This window comes from Arthrobacter arabinosi (assembly GCF_054511115.1).
The window spans coordinates 502,834-521,350 of the sequence record NZ_JBTNDF010000003.1 but is presented as its reverse complement, the minus strand read 5'-3'; the positions used below and the strand labels follow the sequence as shown (position 1 = coordinate 521,350).

Annotated in this window: 20 protein-coding genes and 1 tRNA gene; 9 read left to right on the top strand and 12 right to left on the bottom strand. The window is 69.9% G+C overall.

Going from position 1 to position 18,517, the window contains the following annotated elements; all coding sequences use genetic code 11:
- Positions 1–177 precede the first annotated feature (177 nt).
- From rpmB to ACX80P_RS10355, 7 genes are all read left to right on the top strand, one after another.
- On the top strand, positions 178–414 hold the full coding sequence (gene rpmB / locus ACX80P_RS10385; protein WP_043441573.1) for a 50S ribosomal protein L28: 237 nt from the start codon (positions 178–180) through the stop codon (positions 412–414).
- Positions 414–581 carry a 50S ribosomal protein L33 gene (rpmG, locus tag ACX80P_RS10380; RefSeq protein ID WP_019481734.1) on the top strand — a complete coding sequence of 56 codons (168 nt, stop codon included), beginning with the start codon at positions 414–416 and terminating at the stop codon, positions 579–581. The genes rpmB and rpmG overlap by 1 nt, the downstream gene beginning before the upstream one ends.
- 2 nt (positions 582–583) lie before the next feature.
- Positions 584–889, top strand: coding sequence for a 30S ribosomal protein S14 (gene rpsN / locus ACX80P_RS10375; protein WP_026532176.1), 306 nt, complete (start codon positions 584–586; stop codon positions 887–889).
- A gap of 257 nt (positions 890–1,146) precedes the next feature.
- The gene (locus ACX80P_RS10370) at positions 1,147–1,425 is read left to right on the top strand and encodes an HU family DNA-binding protein (RefSeq protein ID WP_043441577.1); all 279 of its coding nucleotides are present in this window, start codon (positions 1,147–1,149) and stop codon (positions 1,423–1,425) included.
- Between the two features lie 131 nt (positions 1,426–1,556).
- Positions 1,557–3,689, top strand: a complete 2,133-nt coding sequence (locus tag ACX80P_RS10365; protein WP_459277990.1) for a bifunctional copper resistance protein CopD/cytochrome c oxidase assembly protein — start codon at positions 1,557–1,559, stop codon at positions 3,687–3,689.
- Entirely contained in the window at positions 3,686–5,674 is a 1,989-nt protein-coding gene (locus tag ACX80P_RS10360) for an NHL domain-containing thioredoxin family protein (protein WP_459277989.1), read from the top strand. Before ACX80P_RS10365 ends, ACX80P_RS10360 begins: the two co-directional genes overlap by 4 nt.
- Positions 5,675–5,851: 177 nt before the next feature.
- The gene (locus tag ACX80P_RS10355; RefSeq protein ID WP_459277988.1) at positions 5,852–6,940 is read left to right on the top strand and encodes an SDR family oxidoreductase; all 1,089 of its coding nucleotides are present in this window, start codon (positions 5,852–5,854) and stop codon (positions 6,938–6,940) included.
- Positions 6,941–6,963: 23 nt separating this feature from the next.
- Here ACX80P_RS10355 and ACX80P_RS10350 read toward each other — a convergent pair whose 3' ends face one another.
- The 11 genes from ACX80P_RS10350 to ACX80P_RS10300 form a co-directional block, all read right to left on the bottom strand.
- Positions 6,964–7,950, bottom strand: coding sequence for a hypothetical protein (locus ACX80P_RS10350; RefSeq protein ID WP_459277987.1), 987 nt, complete (start codon positions 7,948–7,950; stop codon positions 6,964–6,966).
- A gap of 32 nt (positions 7,951–7,982) precedes the next feature.
- A complete protein-coding gene (locus ACX80P_RS10345) occupies positions 7,983–8,366 on the bottom strand; it encodes a hypothetical protein (RefSeq protein ID WP_459277986.1) in 384 nt (127 codons plus the stop codon).
- Between the two features lie 30 nt (positions 8,367–8,396).
- Positions 8,397–8,531 carry a hypothetical protein gene (locus ACX80P_RS10340; protein WP_459277985.1) on the bottom strand — a complete coding sequence of 45 codons (135 nt, stop codon included), beginning with the start codon at positions 8,529–8,531 and terminating at the stop codon, positions 8,397–8,399.
- A gap of 97 nt (positions 8,532–8,628) precedes the next feature.
- Complete coding sequence (locus tag ACX80P_RS10335; RefSeq protein ID WP_459277984.1) at positions 8,629–9,996, bottom strand: ABC transporter ATP-binding protein; 1,368 nt, start codon at positions 9,994–9,996, stop codon at positions 8,629–8,631.
- A gap of 30 nt (positions 9,997–10,026) precedes the next feature.
- On the bottom strand, positions 10,027–10,875 hold the full coding sequence (locus ACX80P_RS10330) for a carbohydrate ABC transporter permease (protein ID WP_459277983.1): 849 nt from the start codon (positions 10,873–10,875) through the stop codon (positions 10,027–10,029).
- Positions 10,875–11,888 carry a carbohydrate ABC transporter permease gene (locus ACX80P_RS10325; protein ID WP_459277982.1) on the bottom strand — a complete coding sequence of 338 codons (1,014 nt, stop codon included), beginning with the start codon at positions 11,886–11,888 and terminating at the stop codon, positions 10,875–10,877. The genes ACX80P_RS10330 and ACX80P_RS10325 overlap by 1 nt, the downstream gene beginning before the upstream one ends.
- A complete protein-coding gene (locus tag ACX80P_RS10320) occupies positions 11,885–13,123 on the bottom strand; it encodes an extracellular solute-binding protein (protein ID WP_459278201.1) in 1,239 nt (412 codons plus the stop codon). The genes ACX80P_RS10325 and ACX80P_RS10320 overlap by 4 nt, the downstream gene beginning before the upstream one ends.
- Before the next feature lie 259 nt (positions 13,124–13,382).
- Positions 13,383–13,814, bottom strand: a complete 432-nt coding sequence (gene panD, locus ACX80P_RS10315) for an aspartate 1-decarboxylase (RefSeq protein ID WP_459277981.1) — start codon at positions 13,812–13,814, stop codon at positions 13,383–13,385.
- A 99-nt stretch (positions 13,815–13,913) separates the two neighbouring features.
- Positions 13,914–13,984: transfer RNA gene (locus ACX80P_RS10310), tRNA-Gly, on the bottom strand.
- A gap of 26 nt (positions 13,985–14,010) precedes the next feature.
- A complete protein-coding gene (locus ACX80P_RS10305) occupies positions 14,011–14,463 on the bottom strand; it encodes a protealysin inhibitor emfourin (protein WP_459277980.1) in 453 nt (150 codons plus the stop codon).
- Entirely contained in the window at positions 14,460–15,500 is a 1,041-nt protein-coding gene (locus tag ACX80P_RS10300) for a M4 family metallopeptidase (RefSeq protein WP_459278200.1), read from the bottom strand. The genes ACX80P_RS10305 and ACX80P_RS10300 overlap by 4 nt, the downstream gene beginning before the upstream one ends.
- A 91-nt stretch (positions 15,501–15,591) precedes the next feature.
- On the opposite strand from ACX80P_RS10300, the gene ACX80P_RS10295 reads away from it, so the two are divergent.
- Both ACX80P_RS10295 and dcd read left to right on the top strand, forming a co-directional pair.
- The gene (locus ACX80P_RS10295) at positions 15,592–16,446 is read left to right on the top strand and encodes a tryptophan 2,3-dioxygenase (RefSeq protein ID WP_459277979.1); all 855 of its coding nucleotides are present in this window, start codon (positions 15,592–15,594) and stop codon (positions 16,444–16,446) included.
- Between the two features lie 41 nt (positions 16,447–16,487).
- Positions 16,488–17,063, top strand: coding sequence for a dCTP deaminase (dcd, locus tag ACX80P_RS10290; protein WP_459277978.1), 576 nt, complete (start codon positions 16,488–16,490; stop codon positions 17,061–17,063).
- 12 nt (positions 17,064–17,075) lie between these two features.
- Here dcd and ACX80P_RS10285 read toward each other — a convergent pair whose 3' ends face one another.
- Positions 17,076–18,461 (bottom strand): MFS transporter, encoded by a 1,386-nt coding sequence (locus ACX80P_RS10285; protein ID WP_459277977.1) that lies wholly within the window; start codon positions 18,459–18,461, stop codon positions 17,076–17,078.
- Positions 18,462–18,517 lie beyond the last annotated feature (56 nt).

Here is an 18,517-nt window from a genome sequence, read left to right as displayed (position 1 = left end):
GCCGGCCGCAAGGCCGCGCCGCCTGAACTTCACCGTCTTCCCCGCGGCGAGGCGCTTCGGCAGGTTCTCACCCTGCCAGGTCAACCTCCGGAAAGCTGCAGTAATAACGGTGTCATTACTGGTGGCGGGACGCTCGACAAGTGATTCCGTCACGTTCATCTAATCTGGAGGAGAGTTATGGCAGCCCACTGCCAAGTGACCGGAGCCGAGCCCGGCTTTGGACACAGCATTTCGCACTCGCACCGCCGTAACAAGCGCCGGTTCGACCCCAACATTCAGAAGAAGCGCTACTACGTGCCTTCCCTGCGCCGCAACGTGACGCTGCAGGTCTCGGCCCGCGGTATCAAGACGATCGACGTGCGCGGCATCGACGCGGTTGTCGCGTCCATCCTCGCGAGGGGAGTGAAGCTCTAATGGCCAAGGACAAGGACGTACGTCCGATCATCAAGCTGAAGTCCACCGCAGGGACGGGCTACACCTACGTGACGCGCAAGAACCGTCGTAACGACCCGGACCGCATGGTCCTGATGAAGTACGACCCCAAGATCCGCAAGCACGTCGAATTCCGAGAGGAGCGCTAACCATGGCCAAGAAGTCAAAGATTGCTCGTAACGAGCAGCGCAAGGTCATCGTCGAGCGCTACGCGGCCAAGCGCCTCGAGCTCAAGAAGACCCTCGTCGACGCGAACGCCACCGACGAAGCACGCGAAGCCGCACGCCTCGGCCTGCAGAAGCTCCCCCGCAACGCCTCGCCGGTGCGCCTGCGCAACCGCGACCAGATCGACGGCCGCCCCCGCGGCACGCTCCAGAAGTTCGGCATCTCGCGTGTCCGCTTCCGCGACATGGCGCACCGGGGCGAGCTGCCCGGCGTGACCAAGTCGAGCTGGTAGACAGCGCCCGGGGCACGACGCCCCACCGGCCGCCGCGCGCGGTCACCGAAGAAGCCGCCACCCTCCGGGGTGGCGGCTTCTTCGCGCTGGTGGCCCATGGGGAGGGCGGACGGAAACAGCCGCCACACGCCCTCTTTGTGCCGAAAAGCCCTGTAAACACGCGGGTCGGGGCGCCCAAGCTGGTAAGTTTTCGCACAGAGGCTTTTCGAACACCGCGAAAAGCTCTTTCCGAAGAGTGACGTCCAGGAGGACAAACATTGGCTAAGAACCGTAGTGAACTTGTCGCAGAGGTAGCAGCGAAGGCCGACACCAGCCAGGCTGCAGTCAACAGCGTCCTCGATGCGCTGTTCGACGTCTTCTCCGAGTCCATCGCCAAGGACGAGAAGATCACCATCCCCGGCTGGCTCGCCGTCGAGCGCACCAGCCGCGCGGCCCGCACGGGGCGCAACCCCCAGACCGGCGAGACCATCCAGATCGCCGCCGGCCACAGCGTCAAGCTGACCGCCGGCTCGAAGCTGAAGGCTTCCGCCAAGTAGTTCCAGGCATGACACACGAGGGGACCGCTGCCGTCAGGCAGTGGTCCCCTCGTGTTGCGGGGCACTTCCGCACCCGGCGCGGGCCGGCCGGAGATTGGCCCTATTTCTACTAGGGGTAGAGAATGGTGGATGTGCCGACCACTGTGAAGCAACCCCGGGAGACCGCCGCCGCCGCCCCCGAGCGCGCCGTCGGGACCGGCTGGCTCGTCCTGGCCGGCGTCGTGGTCCTCGTCGCCCTCGCCGTCGCCCTGCTCTACTCGGGTGCGGCCGCCGCCCGGCAACTCGGGGACCCCGGTGCGCTGACGCGGTGGGGGCTGCCCGTCGCGAAGGTGCTCAACAACACGGCGGCCGCAGCGACCATCGGTGCGCTCGTCTTCGCCGTCGTCATGCTCCCGCGCAGGGTCGGGCGCCCGGGCAGGAAGCCCGCGGACACCGCGGCGGAGCATCCGGCCTTCTCGCGCGTCATGCTGCTCGCCGCCGTCGCCGCCGTCGCCTGGACGCTCGGGGCGCTCGGCGTCCTGGTGTTCACCTACTCCGACGCGGCCGGTCTGCCGCTCAGCGCCGACCCCGCCTACACGCAGGGGCTCGCCTCCTTCCTCACCGACTTCTCCACCGGGCGCGCCTGGCTCGTGACCACCATCGTCGCGGCCCTCCTGGCGACCCTCCTGTTCGGGGTGCGGTCGCAGACCGGCCTGGCACTGACCCTGGTGCTCGCGCTCCTGAACCTGCTGCCCATGGCCCTGATCGGCCACTCCGCCAGCGGGGACGACCACAACGCCGCAGTGAACTCGATCGCCCTGCACCTGGTGGGCGTCTGCCTGTGGGTCGGCGGGATCATCGCGCTCGCCTCGGTGAGCGGCAGGCTCGGCGAGCAGACCCTCCCGGTCCTCAGGCGCTTCTCCGCCCTGGCCGGGTTCGCGTTCATCCTCGTGGTCGCCTCCGGCGTGGTCAACGCAAGCCTCCGGATCACCGACCTGGCGCAGCTCAGCTCGTCGTGGGGCCTGCTCGTCACCTTCAAGACCATCGCCACGATCCTGCTCGGCGGCATCGGCTGGATGCACCGGCAGTGGATCATCCCGCAGCTCGAGGCGCCGGACGGCACCAGCGCGTCGAGGATGACCGCGCGCCGCGTCCTGTGGCAGCTGATCGTCGTCGAACTCGTCATCATGGCCGCCGTGTCCGGCGTGGCCGGAGCCCTCGGGCGCACGGCCCCGCCCCGGTCCGAGGTCCTGCCCACCGAGGCGGGGCCCGGGCGGATCCTGACCGGCTACGACCTCCCGCCCGAACCCACCCCGGCCCGCTGGCTGACGGAGTGGCGGCCCGACTGGCTGTGGATCGCGGTCGCCCTGACCTTCGCCGTCGCGTACGTCCTGGGGGTGGTGAAGCTGCACCGTCGGGGCGACTCCTGGTCACCGCTGAAACTCGTGAGCTGGCTGGTGGGCCTCGCGCTCCTCACCTACTTCACCTCCGGTGCGCCCGCGATCTACGGCATGGTGCTCTTCAGCGCGCACATGGTGGACCACATGGCCCTCACCATGGTGGTGCCGCTGTTCCTGGTCCTCGGCGCGCCCGTCACCCTCGCGCTCAAGGCCCTCAGCGCCCGGCGGGACGGCACCCGCGGCATCCGCGAGTGGATCCTCGTGATCGTCCACTCCCGGCCGTCACGCCTCGTGACGCACCCGCTGTTCGCGGCCGGCAACTTCGTGGCGTCGATCGTCGTCTTCTACTACTCGCCGCTGTTCGGCTTCGCGCTGCGCGAGCACGTGGGCCACGAGCTGATGATCACCCACTTCCTGATCACCGGCTACATCTTCGTGCTGTCCATGATCGGCTCGGACCCCGTCCCGTTCCGCGCCCCCTACCCGATGCGCCTGCTGCTCCTCTTCGCGACCATGGCCTTCCACGCCTTCTTCGGCGTCACCCTCATGGGCTCGACGTCGCTGCTCGAGGCGTCCTGGTTCGGCAACATGGGCCGCGAGTGGGGTGTCTCCGCCCTCGCGGACCAGCAAGTGGGCGGCGCCGTCACCTGGGGTGTGGGCGAGATCCCCACGCTGCTGCTGGCGATCGGCGTCGCGATCGTGTGGTCGCGGTCGGACGCGCGGGAGACGAAGCGCAAGGACCGCGCGGCGGACAGGAATAACGACGCCGACCTCGCGGCTTACAACAGCATGTTCGCCGACCTCGCCGCGCGCGACGCCGGCCCCGCCCGCCCGGGCCGGCAGTCCACGCCGCGGGTGACCACCACCGCAGGAGACGATGAATGACCGAGACCACTGTGCGTGCCCGCGCCGACTACCGCGTGCGCGGCTCAGCCCTGACCGGCCGTAACTGGCTCAACACCGGCGGGAGGCAACTGCAGCTCGAGGACCTCCGCGGCAAGATCGTGATCCTCGATTTCTGGACCTTCTGCTGCATCAACTGCCTGCACGTCCTCGACGAGCTCCGTCCCCTCGAGGAGCAGTACTCCGACGTCCTGGTGACGGTCGGCGTGCACTCGCCGAAGTTCGAGCACGAGGCCGACCCCGACGCGCTGGCCGCCGCCGTCGAACGCTACGACATCCACCACCCCGTGCTCGACGACCCGGAGCTGACCACCTGGCAGGCCTACACCGCGCGTGCCTGGCCCACGCTCGTCGTCATCGACCCGGAGGGCTACATCGTGGCTCACCTCTCCGGTGAGGGGCACGCCGCCGGGCTCACCTCGCTCGTCGAGGAGCTCGTCGCCGAGCACGAGGCCAAGGGCACGCTGCACCGCGGCGACGGCCCCTACGTCCCCGCGGCAAGCACCGCCGGGGACCTCAAGTTCCCCGGCAAGCTCCTCGCCCTCCCCGCCACCGGGACCTTCCTCGCCGGCGACACGGGCCATCACCGGCTCGTGGAGCTCGAGGCGGACCTCGTCACCGTGCGCCGCACCATCGGGTCCGGCGCGAAGGGCTTCCGCGACGGCGGTCCCGGCGAGGCCGAGTTCAACGAGCCGCAGGGCCTCGCCCTGCTCCCGGCAGCGCTGGCCGTGGAGGTCGGATACGACGTCGTCGTCGCCGACTCCGTGAACCACCGCCTGCGCGGCGTGGACCTCGCCACGGGCGAGGTGCGTACCCTCGCCGGCAACGGCACGCAGCGACTGCTCGACGCCGCCAACCACAGCAAGGCCGGACTCCAGGAGAACGCCTTCGAGGTGGACGCCGAGAGCGAGGCACCGCGCCTCACGGAGACGCAGCTGGGCAGCGACGCGCTGAACGTATCGCTGTCCTCGCCGTGGGACGTGCTCCACTCGACGGTCCTGGACCGCGTGGTGATCGCCATGGCGGGCACGCACCAGATCTTCACCTACGACCCCCGCACCCACGCCGTCGACGTCCTCGCCGGCACGGGCCTGGAGGGACTGCTCGACGGCGACGCGTCGGCCGCATGGTTCGCCCAGTCCTCGGGCCTCGCGGAGGACGCGAACGGGAGCATCTGGATCGCCGACTCGGAGACCTCCTCCGTGCGGATCCTGTCCTTCCTCGAGGTCAACGGCCGCAGCCGCGTGCAGGTGCAGACCGCCGTCGGGACGGGCCTGTTCGACTTCGGCTTCCGTGACGGCGACGCCGACCAGGCGCGCCTGCAGCACCCGCTCGGGGTGACGGCCCTCCCGGACGGCTCCATCGCCATCGCCGACACCTACAACGGTGCCGTCCGCCGGTACGATCCCGCGACCCGCCAGGTGTCCACGCTGCTCCGCGGCCTCTCCGAGCCGTCCGACGTCCTCGTCGACCTGACGCCGGTGGCCGACGGCGGGGACCCGCTGCTGATCGTCGTCGAGACCAACCGGCACCAGCTGGTCCGCGTCCCGCTGCCCAAGGAAGCCCTCGCCGTCGACGAGGGGGCCTCCCAGACTCAGCGGCCCACCACGGCCATGGCGCCGGGCCCCGTGGGCCTCACCGTGCGCTTCACCGCGCCGACGGGCCAGAAGCTCGACGACCGCTGGGGTGATCCCACGCAGCTGAAGATCAGTGCGTCACCGGAATCGCTCCTCGTCTCGGGCGGGGGCACGTCCCCGGGCCTGACCCGTGACCTCGTGCTCTCCCCGGAGGCCGGCGGCGGCGTCCTGCACATCACGGCCCGCGCGGCGTCCTGCGACGGCGAGCCGGGCGGCGAGATCCCCGACCACGCGGCCTGCCACCTGTACCAGCAGGACTGGGGGATCCCCGTCACCGTCTCGGACGGCGGCGACACGAGTCTGACCCTGGAGCTGCGCGGCCTCGACTGACCCGCGGTAGGGAAGCCGCCGCCGGGGAGCGCCGTCCCGACCCGATGCGGCCTTCCCCCGGGACCGCTCCGACACCCCGGCTTCGGCGCCGACTCCCGTCGCACAGCGGGGCGCGGCCGACCGCGTCCCACCCACCGTGCCGACCCGACGTCGGCCGCCCGACCACGAGGAGCACCCATGACGACCGATACCAGCCCCGCACCCACGCAACGCACGGCACTGGTGGTGGGGGCGACCGGCATCGCCGGCTCCGCGCTCGTCGAGGCGCTCACCGCCGCAGGGTGGCCCGTGCTGGCGCTGTCCCGCCGGCCCGGGGCCGAGCGCGACGGCGTGCGCTGGCTGTCCGCGGACCTGACCTCCGCCGAGGCGCTGGCCGCCGTCCTCGCACCCGAGCACCCGACGCACGTCTTCTTCACGGCGTGGTCCCGCAGGGACACCGAGGAGGAGAACATCGAGGTCAACGCAGCCATGCTCCGCGACCTCCTCGCCGCACTCCGCGGCAAGGACGTGGCCCACGTGGCCCTCATGACCGGGCTGAAGCACTACCTCGGCCCCTTCGAGGCCTACGCGGCCGGGGAGATGGCGGACACGCCCTTCCACGAGGAGGAGCCGCGCCTGCCGGTCCGGAACTTCTACTACGCGCAGGAGGACGAACTGTTCGCCGCCGCGGCCGACCAGGGATTCACGTGGTCGGTGCACCGCGCGCACACCGTCATCGGCCACGCGGTCGGCAACGCGATGAACATGGGACTCACCCTCGCCACGCAGGCGGCACTCTGCCGGGACGCGGCCGAGCCCTTCGTGTTCCCCGGGTCGGAGACCCAGTGGAACGGCCTGACCGACATGACCGACGCAGGTCTGCTCGCCGAACACATGGTGTGGGCGTCGACGACCCCGGCGGCCGCCGACGAGGCGTTCAACGTCGTCAACGGCGACGTCTTCCGGTGGCGCTGGATGTGGCCGCAGCTCGCCGCCTGGTTCGGCGTCGAGTGGGAGGGGTACGAGGGCGCGCCCCGGCCGCTGGAGCAGGCGATGGCCGGGCGGCAGGACCAGTGGGCGGACCTCGCCGCGCGTCACGGCCTCGCTGAACCCCGGCTGGACCGGATGGCGTCCTGGTGGCACACGGACGGCGACCTCGGACGCGGGATCGAGGTGGTCACCGACATGGGCAAGAGCCGGGTCGCCGGCTTCACCGGGTACCGGCGCACCCCCGATGCGTTCACGGCCCTGTTCGAGCGCTACCGGGCGGAGGGGCTCATCCCCTGACGAGCGGGAGCGGCTGCAGGGCGCTAGTACCGGACGACGGGCGTGACGGTGATCTCGTCCTCGGTCACCGTGAGGTCCGCCTCGAACTCGAACGGGACCGTCTCCGAGACGTCCCGGACCGCCCCGGAGAAGAAGTCGCGCAGCTGCGTGTCGATCCGCGCGGACCCGCGCAGCGGCGCCAGGAGCCATGCGCCGTCGGCCGGGGTGATCTCGACGGCGGGGTACTCCTCGATGGACCAGGTGATGTCCCCGGCGAGGCGCTCGTTCGTCACGTAGTTGAACGGGCAGTTCGTGGGCTGGAAGACGGTCTGCTCCGCGCACCCGTCGAGGAACGCGTGCAGCTTGCCGTCGACGGCCCGGGTGAGTTCGGGCGTCGCCTCCGTGGCCAGGGCGAGGGGAGGCGGGGCCGGCTCCGGGGTGGTCACGATCGCATGCTGCTCGGGGGCGGCGACGTACCGCCCGTCGTACTCCGCCGTGATGGCGGCCGGGTAGAAGGAGGCGAGGACGGCCGCACCCTCGGGCAACCCCACGTCGAGGCCGTTCACCGCGGCCTCCACGCTGTTCAGGGCCGTGACCTGCACCGTGGGCAGCACCGTCCGCTCGAACCGCCAGACGTTGAAGAAGCCCCACTCGGTGCCGATGCGCTGGAGCGTGAAGACCGTCGTCGTCTCCGCGCCGTCCAGGGTGTAGCTCACCGGTACCTCGACCCGGTCCGCGCCCGCTTCCCGCGCCTCCCCGATCTCGACGTCCTCCACGGGGGCGCTCGCCCGGCGGAGGGGCTCGCCGTCCAGCAGGGCGGGGTTCGCTCCCTCCGGGACCGACGCGTTGAGCAGTCCCAGGGCCTTTCCGCCGTCGCCGTCGTGCAGCGCGTCCAGGTACAGATCCACCTGGTGTTCGGGGCTGTAGAGCCGCCCGTTCAGGAAGGCGACGGTGGCGAAGAACGCAACTCCCACGAGCAGGAGTCCGATCAGCCACGCGGCGAGGACCTTCACGACCGGGGTGATGTGCACGGTCCCACGTTACCGGCTGGCCGGCCCCGGGGTCAGCCGGGCAGGAAGCCCAGGGCGGCGCCGGCGACGGCGCACACGAGCCCGACGACGGCGATCAGCCGTGAGCCGCGATACGGTTCCTCGAGCGACCAGTGGGTGGGATGGCGGGCCGAGTAGAACATGGTGACGTCCTGACCCGGGGGCAGCGGGGGAGGGGCGGGGACCCGGCCACGCCGTCGTCGCGAGCCGCTGGACCACAGGGCCTCGACGATGCGGAAGCGGTGGTCGTGCCAGCGCAGGTAGGGGTGTCCCTCGTGCTCGAACGTGATGGCCTGCGTCTTCGTCCAGGAGCCGTACACGAGCCGGACGACGAGCGCGGCGGCGAGCAGCACCAGCCCCAGCACGACGAGGGTGGAACTGACGATCTCGATCAGCATGATCGGGGCCCGGCCGCACGGCGCATCGCGTCAGTACCGCGGCCTGCGGGGGCTGGTGCCGAAGCGTCCGTGCGCCTTCCCGTGGGAGAGGCCCCGCCCCGGTCCGTCGACGACGTATCCGGCGCTCATGGCGGTGACCCGGGCGGCGCCGTCGTGTTCGACCATAGGGCCAGACTACACAGCAGGACCGGCACCCTCCCGGGCGCCGGTCCTGTCCGGTGGTCCTGCGGCGGGCGCCCGTGCGGCCGCGCGCGGCTCCGTGTCAGCCGTCGGCGTGCTTGCCGCCTGCCGCCGTCGCGCCACCGGTCCGGCCGGCGTCGACCGTGGCCGCGTCCCGGCCGCCGGGCGCCCCGTTGGGGCCCCCGAATCCGCTGCCGTCCCCCCGGCCGTCGGCCTGCTGGGCGGTCGCGATCTCCTCGGCGCGCTCCTCGGCGGCCTCGCGGGTCAGCGCGGCACCGGCCTCTACGTCACGCGTCAGGTTCTCCCCGGACTCGGCGTCGAAGAGATGGAGCTTCCGGGTGTCCACCCAGAGCTCCGACTCGCGCCCGCCCCGGATCCGGCTCGACGCGTCGAGGGTGACGACGACCTGCGGGCGCAGCTCGTCGGCGTCCATCTCCCGGGCGAGGCTGTTGAGCAGTTCCCGCATCTCCGGTGCCGGGTCGAAGTTGATGTACCCGTACTGCTCGTTGCCGAGCCACTCGGTATGCGTCAGGGTCGCCGCGAAGGTCGATCCGTGGGGTCGCTTGCTGTCCTCGACCAGCTTGGCGTCCTCGAAGAACTCCGGCCGGACGCCCACGAGGACGACCCTCTTGCCGGCGGCCTTCTGCGCCTTCTCCTGCGGGATCTGGAGGTCGCCGATGGCGGTCCTGAGCGTGGTGCCCTCCAGGGTTGCGGGCAGGAAGTTCATCGACGGCGAACCGATGAAGCCGGCGACGAAGAGGTTCACCGGCTGCTCGTACAGCTCGCGCGGTGAGGCGATCTGCTGCAGTTCGCCCTTCTTGAGGACGGCCACGCGATCGCCCAGCGTCATGGCCTCGGTCTGGTCGTGGGTGACGTAGACCGATGTGACGCCGAGGCGCCGCTGCATCTGCGAGATCTCGGACCGCATCTGGCCGCGGAGCTTGGCGTCGAGGTTGGACAGCGGCTCGTCGAAGAGGAAGGCGTCCGCCTGCCGGACGATCGCCCGGCCCATGGCGACGCGCTGCCGCTGCCCACCGGAGAGGTTCGCGGGTTTGCGCTGCAGGTGGTCGGTGAGTTCCAGGGTTGCCGCGGCCTCGGTGACGAGCTTGTCCACCTGCTCCTCGGTGTGCTTGCCCTTGGCCAGGCGCAGCGGGAACGCGATGTTCTCGTACACCGTCAGGTGGGGGTACAGGGCGTAGTTCTGGAACACCATCGCGAGGTTGCGGTCGCGGGGCGCCTTGTCGTTCACGCGCTGCCCGTCGATCAGGAGGTCGCCCTCCGTGATGTCCTCGAGGCCCACGATCATGCGCAGCAGCGTGGACTTCCCGCAGCCGGACGGGCCGACCAGGATGATGAACTCGCCGTCGGCGATGTCGATGCTGATGTCGTTGACGGCGGGGAACCCGTCGCCGTATTTCTTGACCAGGTGGTTGAGGGTGATTGAAGCCATGGTGCGAATCCTTTACTTGAACCGGGGGCGTTAGCCCTTGACGGCGCCCGAGGTCAGGCCTGAGACGATCTGGCGTTGGAAGAGCAGGACCAGCAGGACGACAGGGATCGTGACGATGATCGCGGCCGCCGAGATGGCTCCCGTGGGTGCCTCGAACTGTGAGGCGCCGGTGAAGAACGCGAGCGCCGCCGGAACGGGGCGGGCCGCCTCGGTCGAGGTCAGCGAGATGCCGTAGACGAAGTCGTTCCACGCGATGAAGAACGCGATGATCGCCGTCGTGAACACGCCCGGCGCCGCCAGCGGCACGATCGCCTTGCGGAACGCCTGCCACGTCGTCGCCCCGTCCACCTGGGCGGCCTGCTCCAGCTCCCACGGGATCTGCCGGAAGAACGCGGCGAGGGTCCAGATGGAGATGGGCAGGGTGAGCGAGAGGTACGGGATGATGAGGCCGAGCCAGGTGTCGTAGAGGCCGATCGTGCGCCACAGGTTGAACAGCGGTGTCACGATCGAGATCACGGGGAAGATCGAGACGGCCAGCGCCGTGGTGAGGATCAGCTTCTTGCCGGGGAAGTCCAGGCGGGCGATCGCGTAGGCGCACAGCGTGGCGAGCACGACGGCGATGAACGTCGCGATCAGGGCGATGCCGACGGAGTTGCGCAGCGCCGAGAGGAACAGGCCCTGGGCGTCGCCGACCAGGATCTGCTCGTAGTTGCTCGTCGTGGCCGTGCCCGACGACGGGAGGAACTTGCCGCTCGTGAGATCACTGGGCGCCTTGAAGGACGTCGCGAGGATCGAGAGGACGGGGAACAGGGCGTAGACGATCACGAGGACGGAGACGATCGCCCACAGAACCTTGTGCCTGGTGCTGTTGTTGGTCATTACTTTCCTCCCTGCGATCCGGCGAGATCGACCTTGAACAGCTTGATCGCCACGAAGCAGATCAGCAGGACGCAGAGGAACAGGAGGACGGACACGGCGGATCCGAGGCCTATCTCGAGTCTGCTGATCGACTGGCGGTAGGCGAGCAGCGACAGCACTTCCGTGCCGTAGGCGCCGTTGGTCATGATGAACACGTTGTCGAAGATCCGGAACGCGTCCAGTGCCCTGAACAGCACCGCGACCATGATCGCGGCCTTCATGTTGGGAATGATGACCTTGCGCATCTGCTCCCACCAGGTGGCGCCGTCGACCTTCGCCGCCTCGGTGAGCTCGTCCGGGACCTGAGCGAGGCCCGCGAGGAGCAGCAGGGAGATGAACGGCGTGGTCTTCCAGATCTCGGAGGCCATGATGACGAACAGGGCGGTGCCGCCCTGGGCGAACCAGTTGAGGTTCTCGTCGATGCCGGGCAGCCAGTCGAACCAGTTGTTCACGTAGCCGGAGTTGATGTCGAACGCGTAGAACCAGGCGAACGCCGACACCACGGTGATGATGCCGTACGGCACGAGGATCGCCGTGCGCAGCAGCCCACGGACGGACTTCAGGGCCTTGTGCATCACGAGTGCGAGGGCGAAACCGAGGACGAGTTCGACGAGCACGGTGACCACGGTGATGAACACCGTGGTCCTCAGCCCGCTCCACCAGACCGGGTCGGTGAGGATCACGGCGTAGTTCTCCAGGCCGATGAAGGCCCGCTCGTCCGGCGCCGTGAGGCGGAACTGGAACAGGGAGTCGTAGACCGCCTGCAGGATCGGGTACAGGGTGACCAGCAGCATGATGATGAACGCCGGTCCGGCGAGTATCCACCCGAGCCGTCGTTCCGCCCGCGCCCGATCGCTGTACTGCTTGCGGGGCTTCTTGCCGTTGCCGTTGCCGCTGCCCTTGCCCGGGTCGAGCCGCGGGCCTGGCTCGGCGGAGGCCGCCGTCGTTGTTCTCGCTGGGATGGCGGAGGTCACAGGAGTTGCTCCCCTCTGAGGACCGAAGTGATGAAGTCGCTCGACGTCTCCGGAGTGCTCTCCGGGTCGACGCCTGCGGGCGGCGCCCAGGTCTGCTGGATGCCGGTGGATACCTCGTTGTAGAAGGGTGTCTGCGGGCGCGGTGCCGCCACCTGGAGGGAATCCCTGATCGTGTCCGCCATGGGGAAGGACTCCGCGATCCGCGGGTCCTCGTAGGCCTCCGTGTTCGCCGGCGGGTTGCCGTTCGTCACGAAGTACTCCGCCTGGTTCTCCACGGAGACGATGCACTGGATGGCTTCGTACGCCAGTTCGGGGTTGTCGCTCTTGGCGCCGACGGCGAGGTTGATGCCGCCCAGCGGTGGCGCGGACTCCTGGTCCGCGGACATCCGCGGGAAGATGCCCCAACCGATGTCGTCCAGGACCGCCTGGTCCAGCGTGCCCGCTTCGACGGCCCCGTTGGTGGCGGGCCAGACGAACGGGTAGTTGACCATGAAGGAGCCGGAATCGCCCTGGAAGGCGATGAGCGAACCGTTCTCGTCCTGCGTCGGGAGGCCGGGACCGCCGAGGCCGTCCTCGCCGATCGTGGAGATCACCTCGGCCGCGGCGACGCCGGCGTCGGAATCCAGGCCGAGTTCGATCGTCTCGGCGGTCGCCTCGGGGTCCACGATGATGGATCCGCCCGCGGATTCGATGAGCGCGTTCACCCACACGGTCATCGATTCGGCCTGGGCACCCTGCACCCCGAGGCTCTTCTCCTGGCTCCGGGCGGCCTCCATGATCTGCTCCCACGTGACCGGCTTCGACATGTCGAGGCCCGCGGCCTCGGCGACCGACTTCCGGTACCACAGGATCTGCGTATTGGCCCAGAACGGGACGGTGACGAGTTCGTCCTTCCAGGTGGCCCCGGCCAGGGCGCCCTCGACGACGTTCTCGGTGGTGGCCGCGGCGACGTCGTCGGGAACGGGAGCGAGGAAGCCCGGCTCGGCGAGTTCGGCGATGAACGGGGGATCGAGGCTCATGATGTCGAGCGACGTGTCCCCCGCGGCGAGGCGCCGGGCGAGCTGTTCGCGCTGCGAGGCGGCGTCGCTCGGCAGGAGCGACGTCTCGATGCGGTAGCGGCCACCGGACTCGTCACTGCATTTCTGGGCGATTGCCGCCTGGCCCCCGGCGTCGGGGTTGATGTACCAGGTCAGGCTGTTGTCGGCCTCCGCGGGCCCACACCCGCTCATGGCCATCGTGCCGATCACCAGGCCGGCCAGGACGGCGGCCTTCGGACGGCCCTTCACGGAATTGCGCGTTCTTCGACTAGTCGGCATTCGTACCGAGCCTCCACATCCTCGTAGACAGCCCGGCTGACGGTTCGATCGAATCGACAGCCTAAGCAAGCTTGCTTTTCGACCCTATGCCCTGTGGGCAGGAAGCGCTAGGCAGCATGCTGGTGTTACGCGACGGGAGGCGGCAGCCCGGATGGTGCGGCCGGAGGTGTAGGGCGGCTCAGGCAGAGGCGGTGGTGTTGTCGAGGGCGAACGGCGGGCGCCGGACGCCCTCCGCGACGGCCTCGGCCGGATCGGTGCCCGATTCGATGATCCGGTTGGCCGCATCGACGTGGACGACCGTGGGCGTGAACGCGCGGGCCTCCTCGGTGGTCATCTGCGCGTAGGTGATGAGGATGACCAGGTCACCGCGCTGCACGAGGTGCGCTGCGGCTCCGTTGATGCCGATCACCCCGGATCCCCGGACGCCGGCGATGGTGTACGTCTCGAGCCGGGCACCGTTGGTGATGTCGACGATCGACACGAGTTCGCCGGGCAGGATGTCGGCGGCTTCGAGCAGGTCGAGGTCCACGGTGACCGAGCCGACGTAGTGCAGGTCCGCGTGCGTGACCGTGGCGCGGTGGATTTTCGACTTGAACAATGTGCGATTCATCGACTCAAGGATACTGCCGATGAGGCCGTGCGCGGGCCGGTCGCCAGGGTGTCCTGCGGCACACGCGGCGGCCTCGAAGGCCCGGCCGGGACGGAAGGGAGCGGGCGACGGGAATCGAACCCGCGTATCGAGCTTGGGAAGCTAGCGCTCTACCATTGAGCTACGCCCGCACGGCGTCTGGAACCGCTCCATCACCTTACAACAGTTCTCGGGGCGTGCCGTGCCCCGCCCCCGGGGAGCCGTCCGAGCCCGGTGCGGTCGCCCCGCCAGGGGTTGTGCCGGGGACCGCGCCGGACGCCGCATCAGGGGCCGCATCAGGGGCTGCATCGAGCGCTGGACCGGGGTCCGCCTCGGGCGCGCTCCGCGCCGCCGCCCTGGCCCGCTCGATGAGTTCCCGCCAGGGCTCCGCGAGCCTGCTCTCGGGGACGGAGACCTCGGTGTAACCGACGGTGATGCGGTAGGTGAAGCGGTCCCGCGCGGCGTCGGGCGCCGGCGGATCGGTGTCCCCCTCCCCGAACCCCTCCCCGGAGGCCTCCTCCGCCTCGGCGAGCGGCAGCCACCGCTGCTCGGCCTCCGCCCGGCTGACCTCGAGGCTCCACGTCCTGGTGATCCCGCCGATGCCGCCCGACCGGGTGATCTCGATCCTCACGGCAGGACGCCCACGGCGGTCCACGCGTCGGCGACGGCGCCCGCCTCGCGACTGCCGGTCCCGAACTGCACGGCGGCGGCGTCCCGCGTCGCGGCGGCGAACGTCGGGAAATCGCAGTCCGGCGGGATGCCGCCGCTGAGGATGGCGTCGTACCAGATGCGCCCCGCCCCCTCCCAGGCGCGGCCGCCCAGTGCGGTGGCGGCGAGGTAGAAGGCGTGGTTGGGGATCCCCGAGTTGATGTGCACCCCGCCGTTGTCCGACACCGTCTCCACGTAATCCGCCATGATCGCCGGTTGCGGATCCCTGCCCAGGACGTCGTCGTCGTACGCGGTCCCGGGCGCCCGGAGCGACCGCAGGGCGACGCCCTGCACCGCCGCCGTGAAGATGCCGGCACCCACGAGCCAGGACGCCGCGGCGGCATCCTGCCCGAGTTGCCGCTGCTCCACGAGCACCCCGAAGACGTCCGAGATCGATTCGTTCAGCGCCCCGGACTGGTTCTGGTACTCGAGGTTCGTCGAGTACTGCGTGAAACCATGGGCGAGCTCGTGGCTGATGACCGTGAGCGACGCCGTGAAGCGGCCGAAGATCTCGCCGTCGCCGTCGCCGAAGACCATGCGGTCGCCGTCCCAGAAGGCGTTGTCGTAGCCGGTCCCGTAATGCACCGAGGCTTCGAGCGCTTTGCCCGCACCGTCGATGGACGCGCGCCCGTACTCCTCGCTGAACAGCCGGTAGGTGGATCCGAGCCCGTCGTAGGCCTCGTCGGCCGCCGGGTCTCCCGTCGCCGCGGCTCCTTCGCCCCGCACCAGGGAGCCGGGGAGCTCCTCCCTGCCGCCGGCGTCGTACACGCGGCGCGTCAGCGTCCCGGCGACGGCGGACCCGCGCCGGACGGGTGCCCGCAAGGCCTCGGCACGGGCGAGCCGGAGGGGGTCGAGTTCGAGCAGGGCGTGCCTGGCCGCCTCCGCGGCGGCCGCATGCCGCGTGTCCCGCAGACCGGCCAGGCGGGTGAGCAGGTGCGGCGGGACGATGCTGCAGTGGATGCGCTGCAAGGGGGCCTCCTTCGACTGGTCCCCACGGTAGGCCGACGGGCCGACATTCCCGCAGCACGGCACGGCACGTAGGCTTGGCCGCATGAGCGTGGAGCGGAACACCCGCGACCTGGAGCAGGGCATCGAGCGGGACTTCTCGGACAGGATGAGCTACGGCTCGTACCTCGGGCTGGACAGGCTGCTCGACGCCCAGCACCCCGTCAGCTCCCCGGAACACCACGACGAGATGCTGTTCATCATCCAGCACCAGACCTCGGAGCTGTGGCTGAAGCTCGTGCTCCACGAACTCCGCGCCGTCCGCCTGCACCTGCGGGCCGACGACCTGCGGGCGGCGATGAAGGGCATCGCCCGCATCAAGCACATCCAGCGCTCGCTGACGGAGCAGTGGTCCGTCCTGGCGACCCTGACGCCGTCCGAGTACGCGGAGTTCCGCGGGGACCTCGGGTCCTCGAGCGGCTTCCAGTCCTACCAGTACCGCGCCGTCGAGTTCCTGCTCGGCAACAAGAACGCCGCCATGATCGAGGTGTTCGACGCCGACCCGGCGGCGCGCGCCCTGCTCGCGGAACTGCTGGCGACGAGCAGCGTCTACGACGAGTTCATCGCCCTCCTGGCCCGGCGCGGATACGCCGTCCCCGAGGACCTGCTCGCCCGCGACGTCCGGCTGGCCCACGAGTTCACCCCCGCGCTCGTCGCGGTCTACAAGCAGGTCTACGAGGATGCCGCGGGTCACTGGGACGTCTACGAGGCATGCGAGGAGCTCGTCGACCTCGAGGACAACTTCCAGCTGTGGCGTTTCCGGCACCTCAAGACCGTCGCGCGGACCATCGGGTTCAAGGCGGGGACGGGCGGGTCCTCCGGTGTCGGCTTCCTGCAGCGCGCCCTCGAGCTCACGTTCTTCCCCGAACTCTTCGCCGTGCGCACCGAGATCGGACGCTGATCGCCGCCGGGAGACACGCGCCGGACTGGTAACTTTGGACGGTGCTGATCTCCGACCGCGACATCCGAGCAGAACTGGCAGCCCAGCGGATCGTCCTCGACCCGCACGATCCCGCGATGGTGCAGCCCTCCAGCGTCGACGTCCGCATCGACCGATACTTCCGGCTCTTCGACAACCACAAGTACGCACACATCGACCCCGCCGAGGACCAGCCGGAGCTCACCCGCCTGGTCGAGGTGGCGCCCGACGAGCCGTTCATCCTGCACCCCGGCGAGTTCGTCCTCGGCTCCACCTACGAGACGGTGACCCTGCCCGACGACATCGCCGCGCGCCTCGAGGGCAAGTCCTCGCTCGGCCGGCTCGGGCTGCTCACCCACTCCACGGCCGGGTTCATCGATCCCGGGTTCTCCGGCCACGTGACCCTCGAGCTGTCCAATATGGCCACCCTGCCGATCAAGCTGTGGCCGGGCTCGAAGATCGGCCAGCTGTGCTTCTTCAAGCTCACGTCCCCCGCGGAGCACCCCTACGGCTCGGGCGAGTACGGGAACCGCTACCAGGGGCAGCGGGGCCCGACGGCGTCGCGCAGCCACCTGAACTTCCACCGCACCGGCATCTGATCCGGCGGCCGTTCAGGCCTCGGGTACGACGGCGCGCGCCACCTGCGACGGTGGCTTGACCGGGAGCAGGACGAGGAGCCCCGCGAGCAGGACGACGAGGATCCCGACCACGCCGTAGAGCTGCGCGCCGAAGATGCCGATGCACAGCGCGAAGAGCGTGGGCGCCAGGAAGCTGACGGCCCGCCCCGTCGTCGCGTAGAGGCCGAACAGTTCTCCCTCGTCCCCCACCGGGGCGAGGCGCGCGAGATACCCGCGGGACGACGACTGCGCCGGGCCGACGAAGAGCGTCAGCAGCAGGCCGAACACCCAGAACGTCGTGTCCGCGGTCCACTCCATGCCGAAGAAGGAATACGATCCCGTTCCGAGGACGAGGATGGCCGTCCCCGCCAGGAGCAGGCCGACCAGGGCGCCGATGATGACCCGCTTGGGTCCGATGCGGTCGTCGAGGAACCCGCCGACCACAGCCCCGATCGCGGCGATGACGTTCGCCGCGATGGCGAAGACGATCACCATGCTGGTGGAGAAGCCGAAGGTGCCCGCCGCCAGGATGCCGCCGAAGGTGAACACCGCCGCGAGTCCGTCCCTGAAGATGGCGCTGGCCAGCAGGAAGTAGAGGGTGTGCGGGCTCTCGCGGTAGATGGCCTTCACCCGGCGCAGGAGCAGGCCGTAGGAGGCGAGGAAGGGCAGCTGCGCGGCCCGGGCCTTCCGGGGGACCTCCGGCACGGTGAGGAGCACGGGCAGGGCGAAAGCCGCGAACCACAGCGCCGAGAAGACGGCCACGAGGCGGATGTTCAGCCCGTTCTCGCTCGACGCCCCCGGCCAGTCGACGACGGGCTGGATGAACACGACGAGGACCACGACGAGGGCCACGATGCCGCCCACGTAGCCCATGGCCCAGCCGAACCCGCTGACGCGTCCGATCGTGGCCGGCGTCGAGATCTGCGTGAGCATCGCGTTGTAGTTGACGCCCGCGAACTCGAAGAAGATGTTCGCCGCGGCGATCAGCGCGACCCCGAGGATCAGCATCTCCGGGCTGGGGGAGACGAAGAAGCACAGGGCGGTCAGGACGGCGACGATCCCGCTGTTCACCCCGAGCCACAGCTTCCGGCGGCCCCCGCTGTCGGAGCGCTGGCCGGTGACCGGGGCGAGCAGTGCGATGAGCAGCCCCGCGGCAGCGAGGCCCCACCCCAGCACCTGCGAGGCGCGTTCCTCGCCGCCGAACGCGTCGGAGGTGAGGTAGACCGTGAACACGAAGGTCGTCATCACGGCGTTGAAGGCGGCCGATCCCCAGTCCCACGACGCCCAGGCCAGGACGGGCCGGCTGAAGATGCGGCCGGACCCGGGGGGCGCGGGAGCGGGTGCCTCGGCCGGAAGCGGAAGTGGCTCACGAGTGCTCATACGGTGAATGCTAGCGCCGCGTGATCCCCGTCACGGCGAGGCGCAGGCCCGGGTCC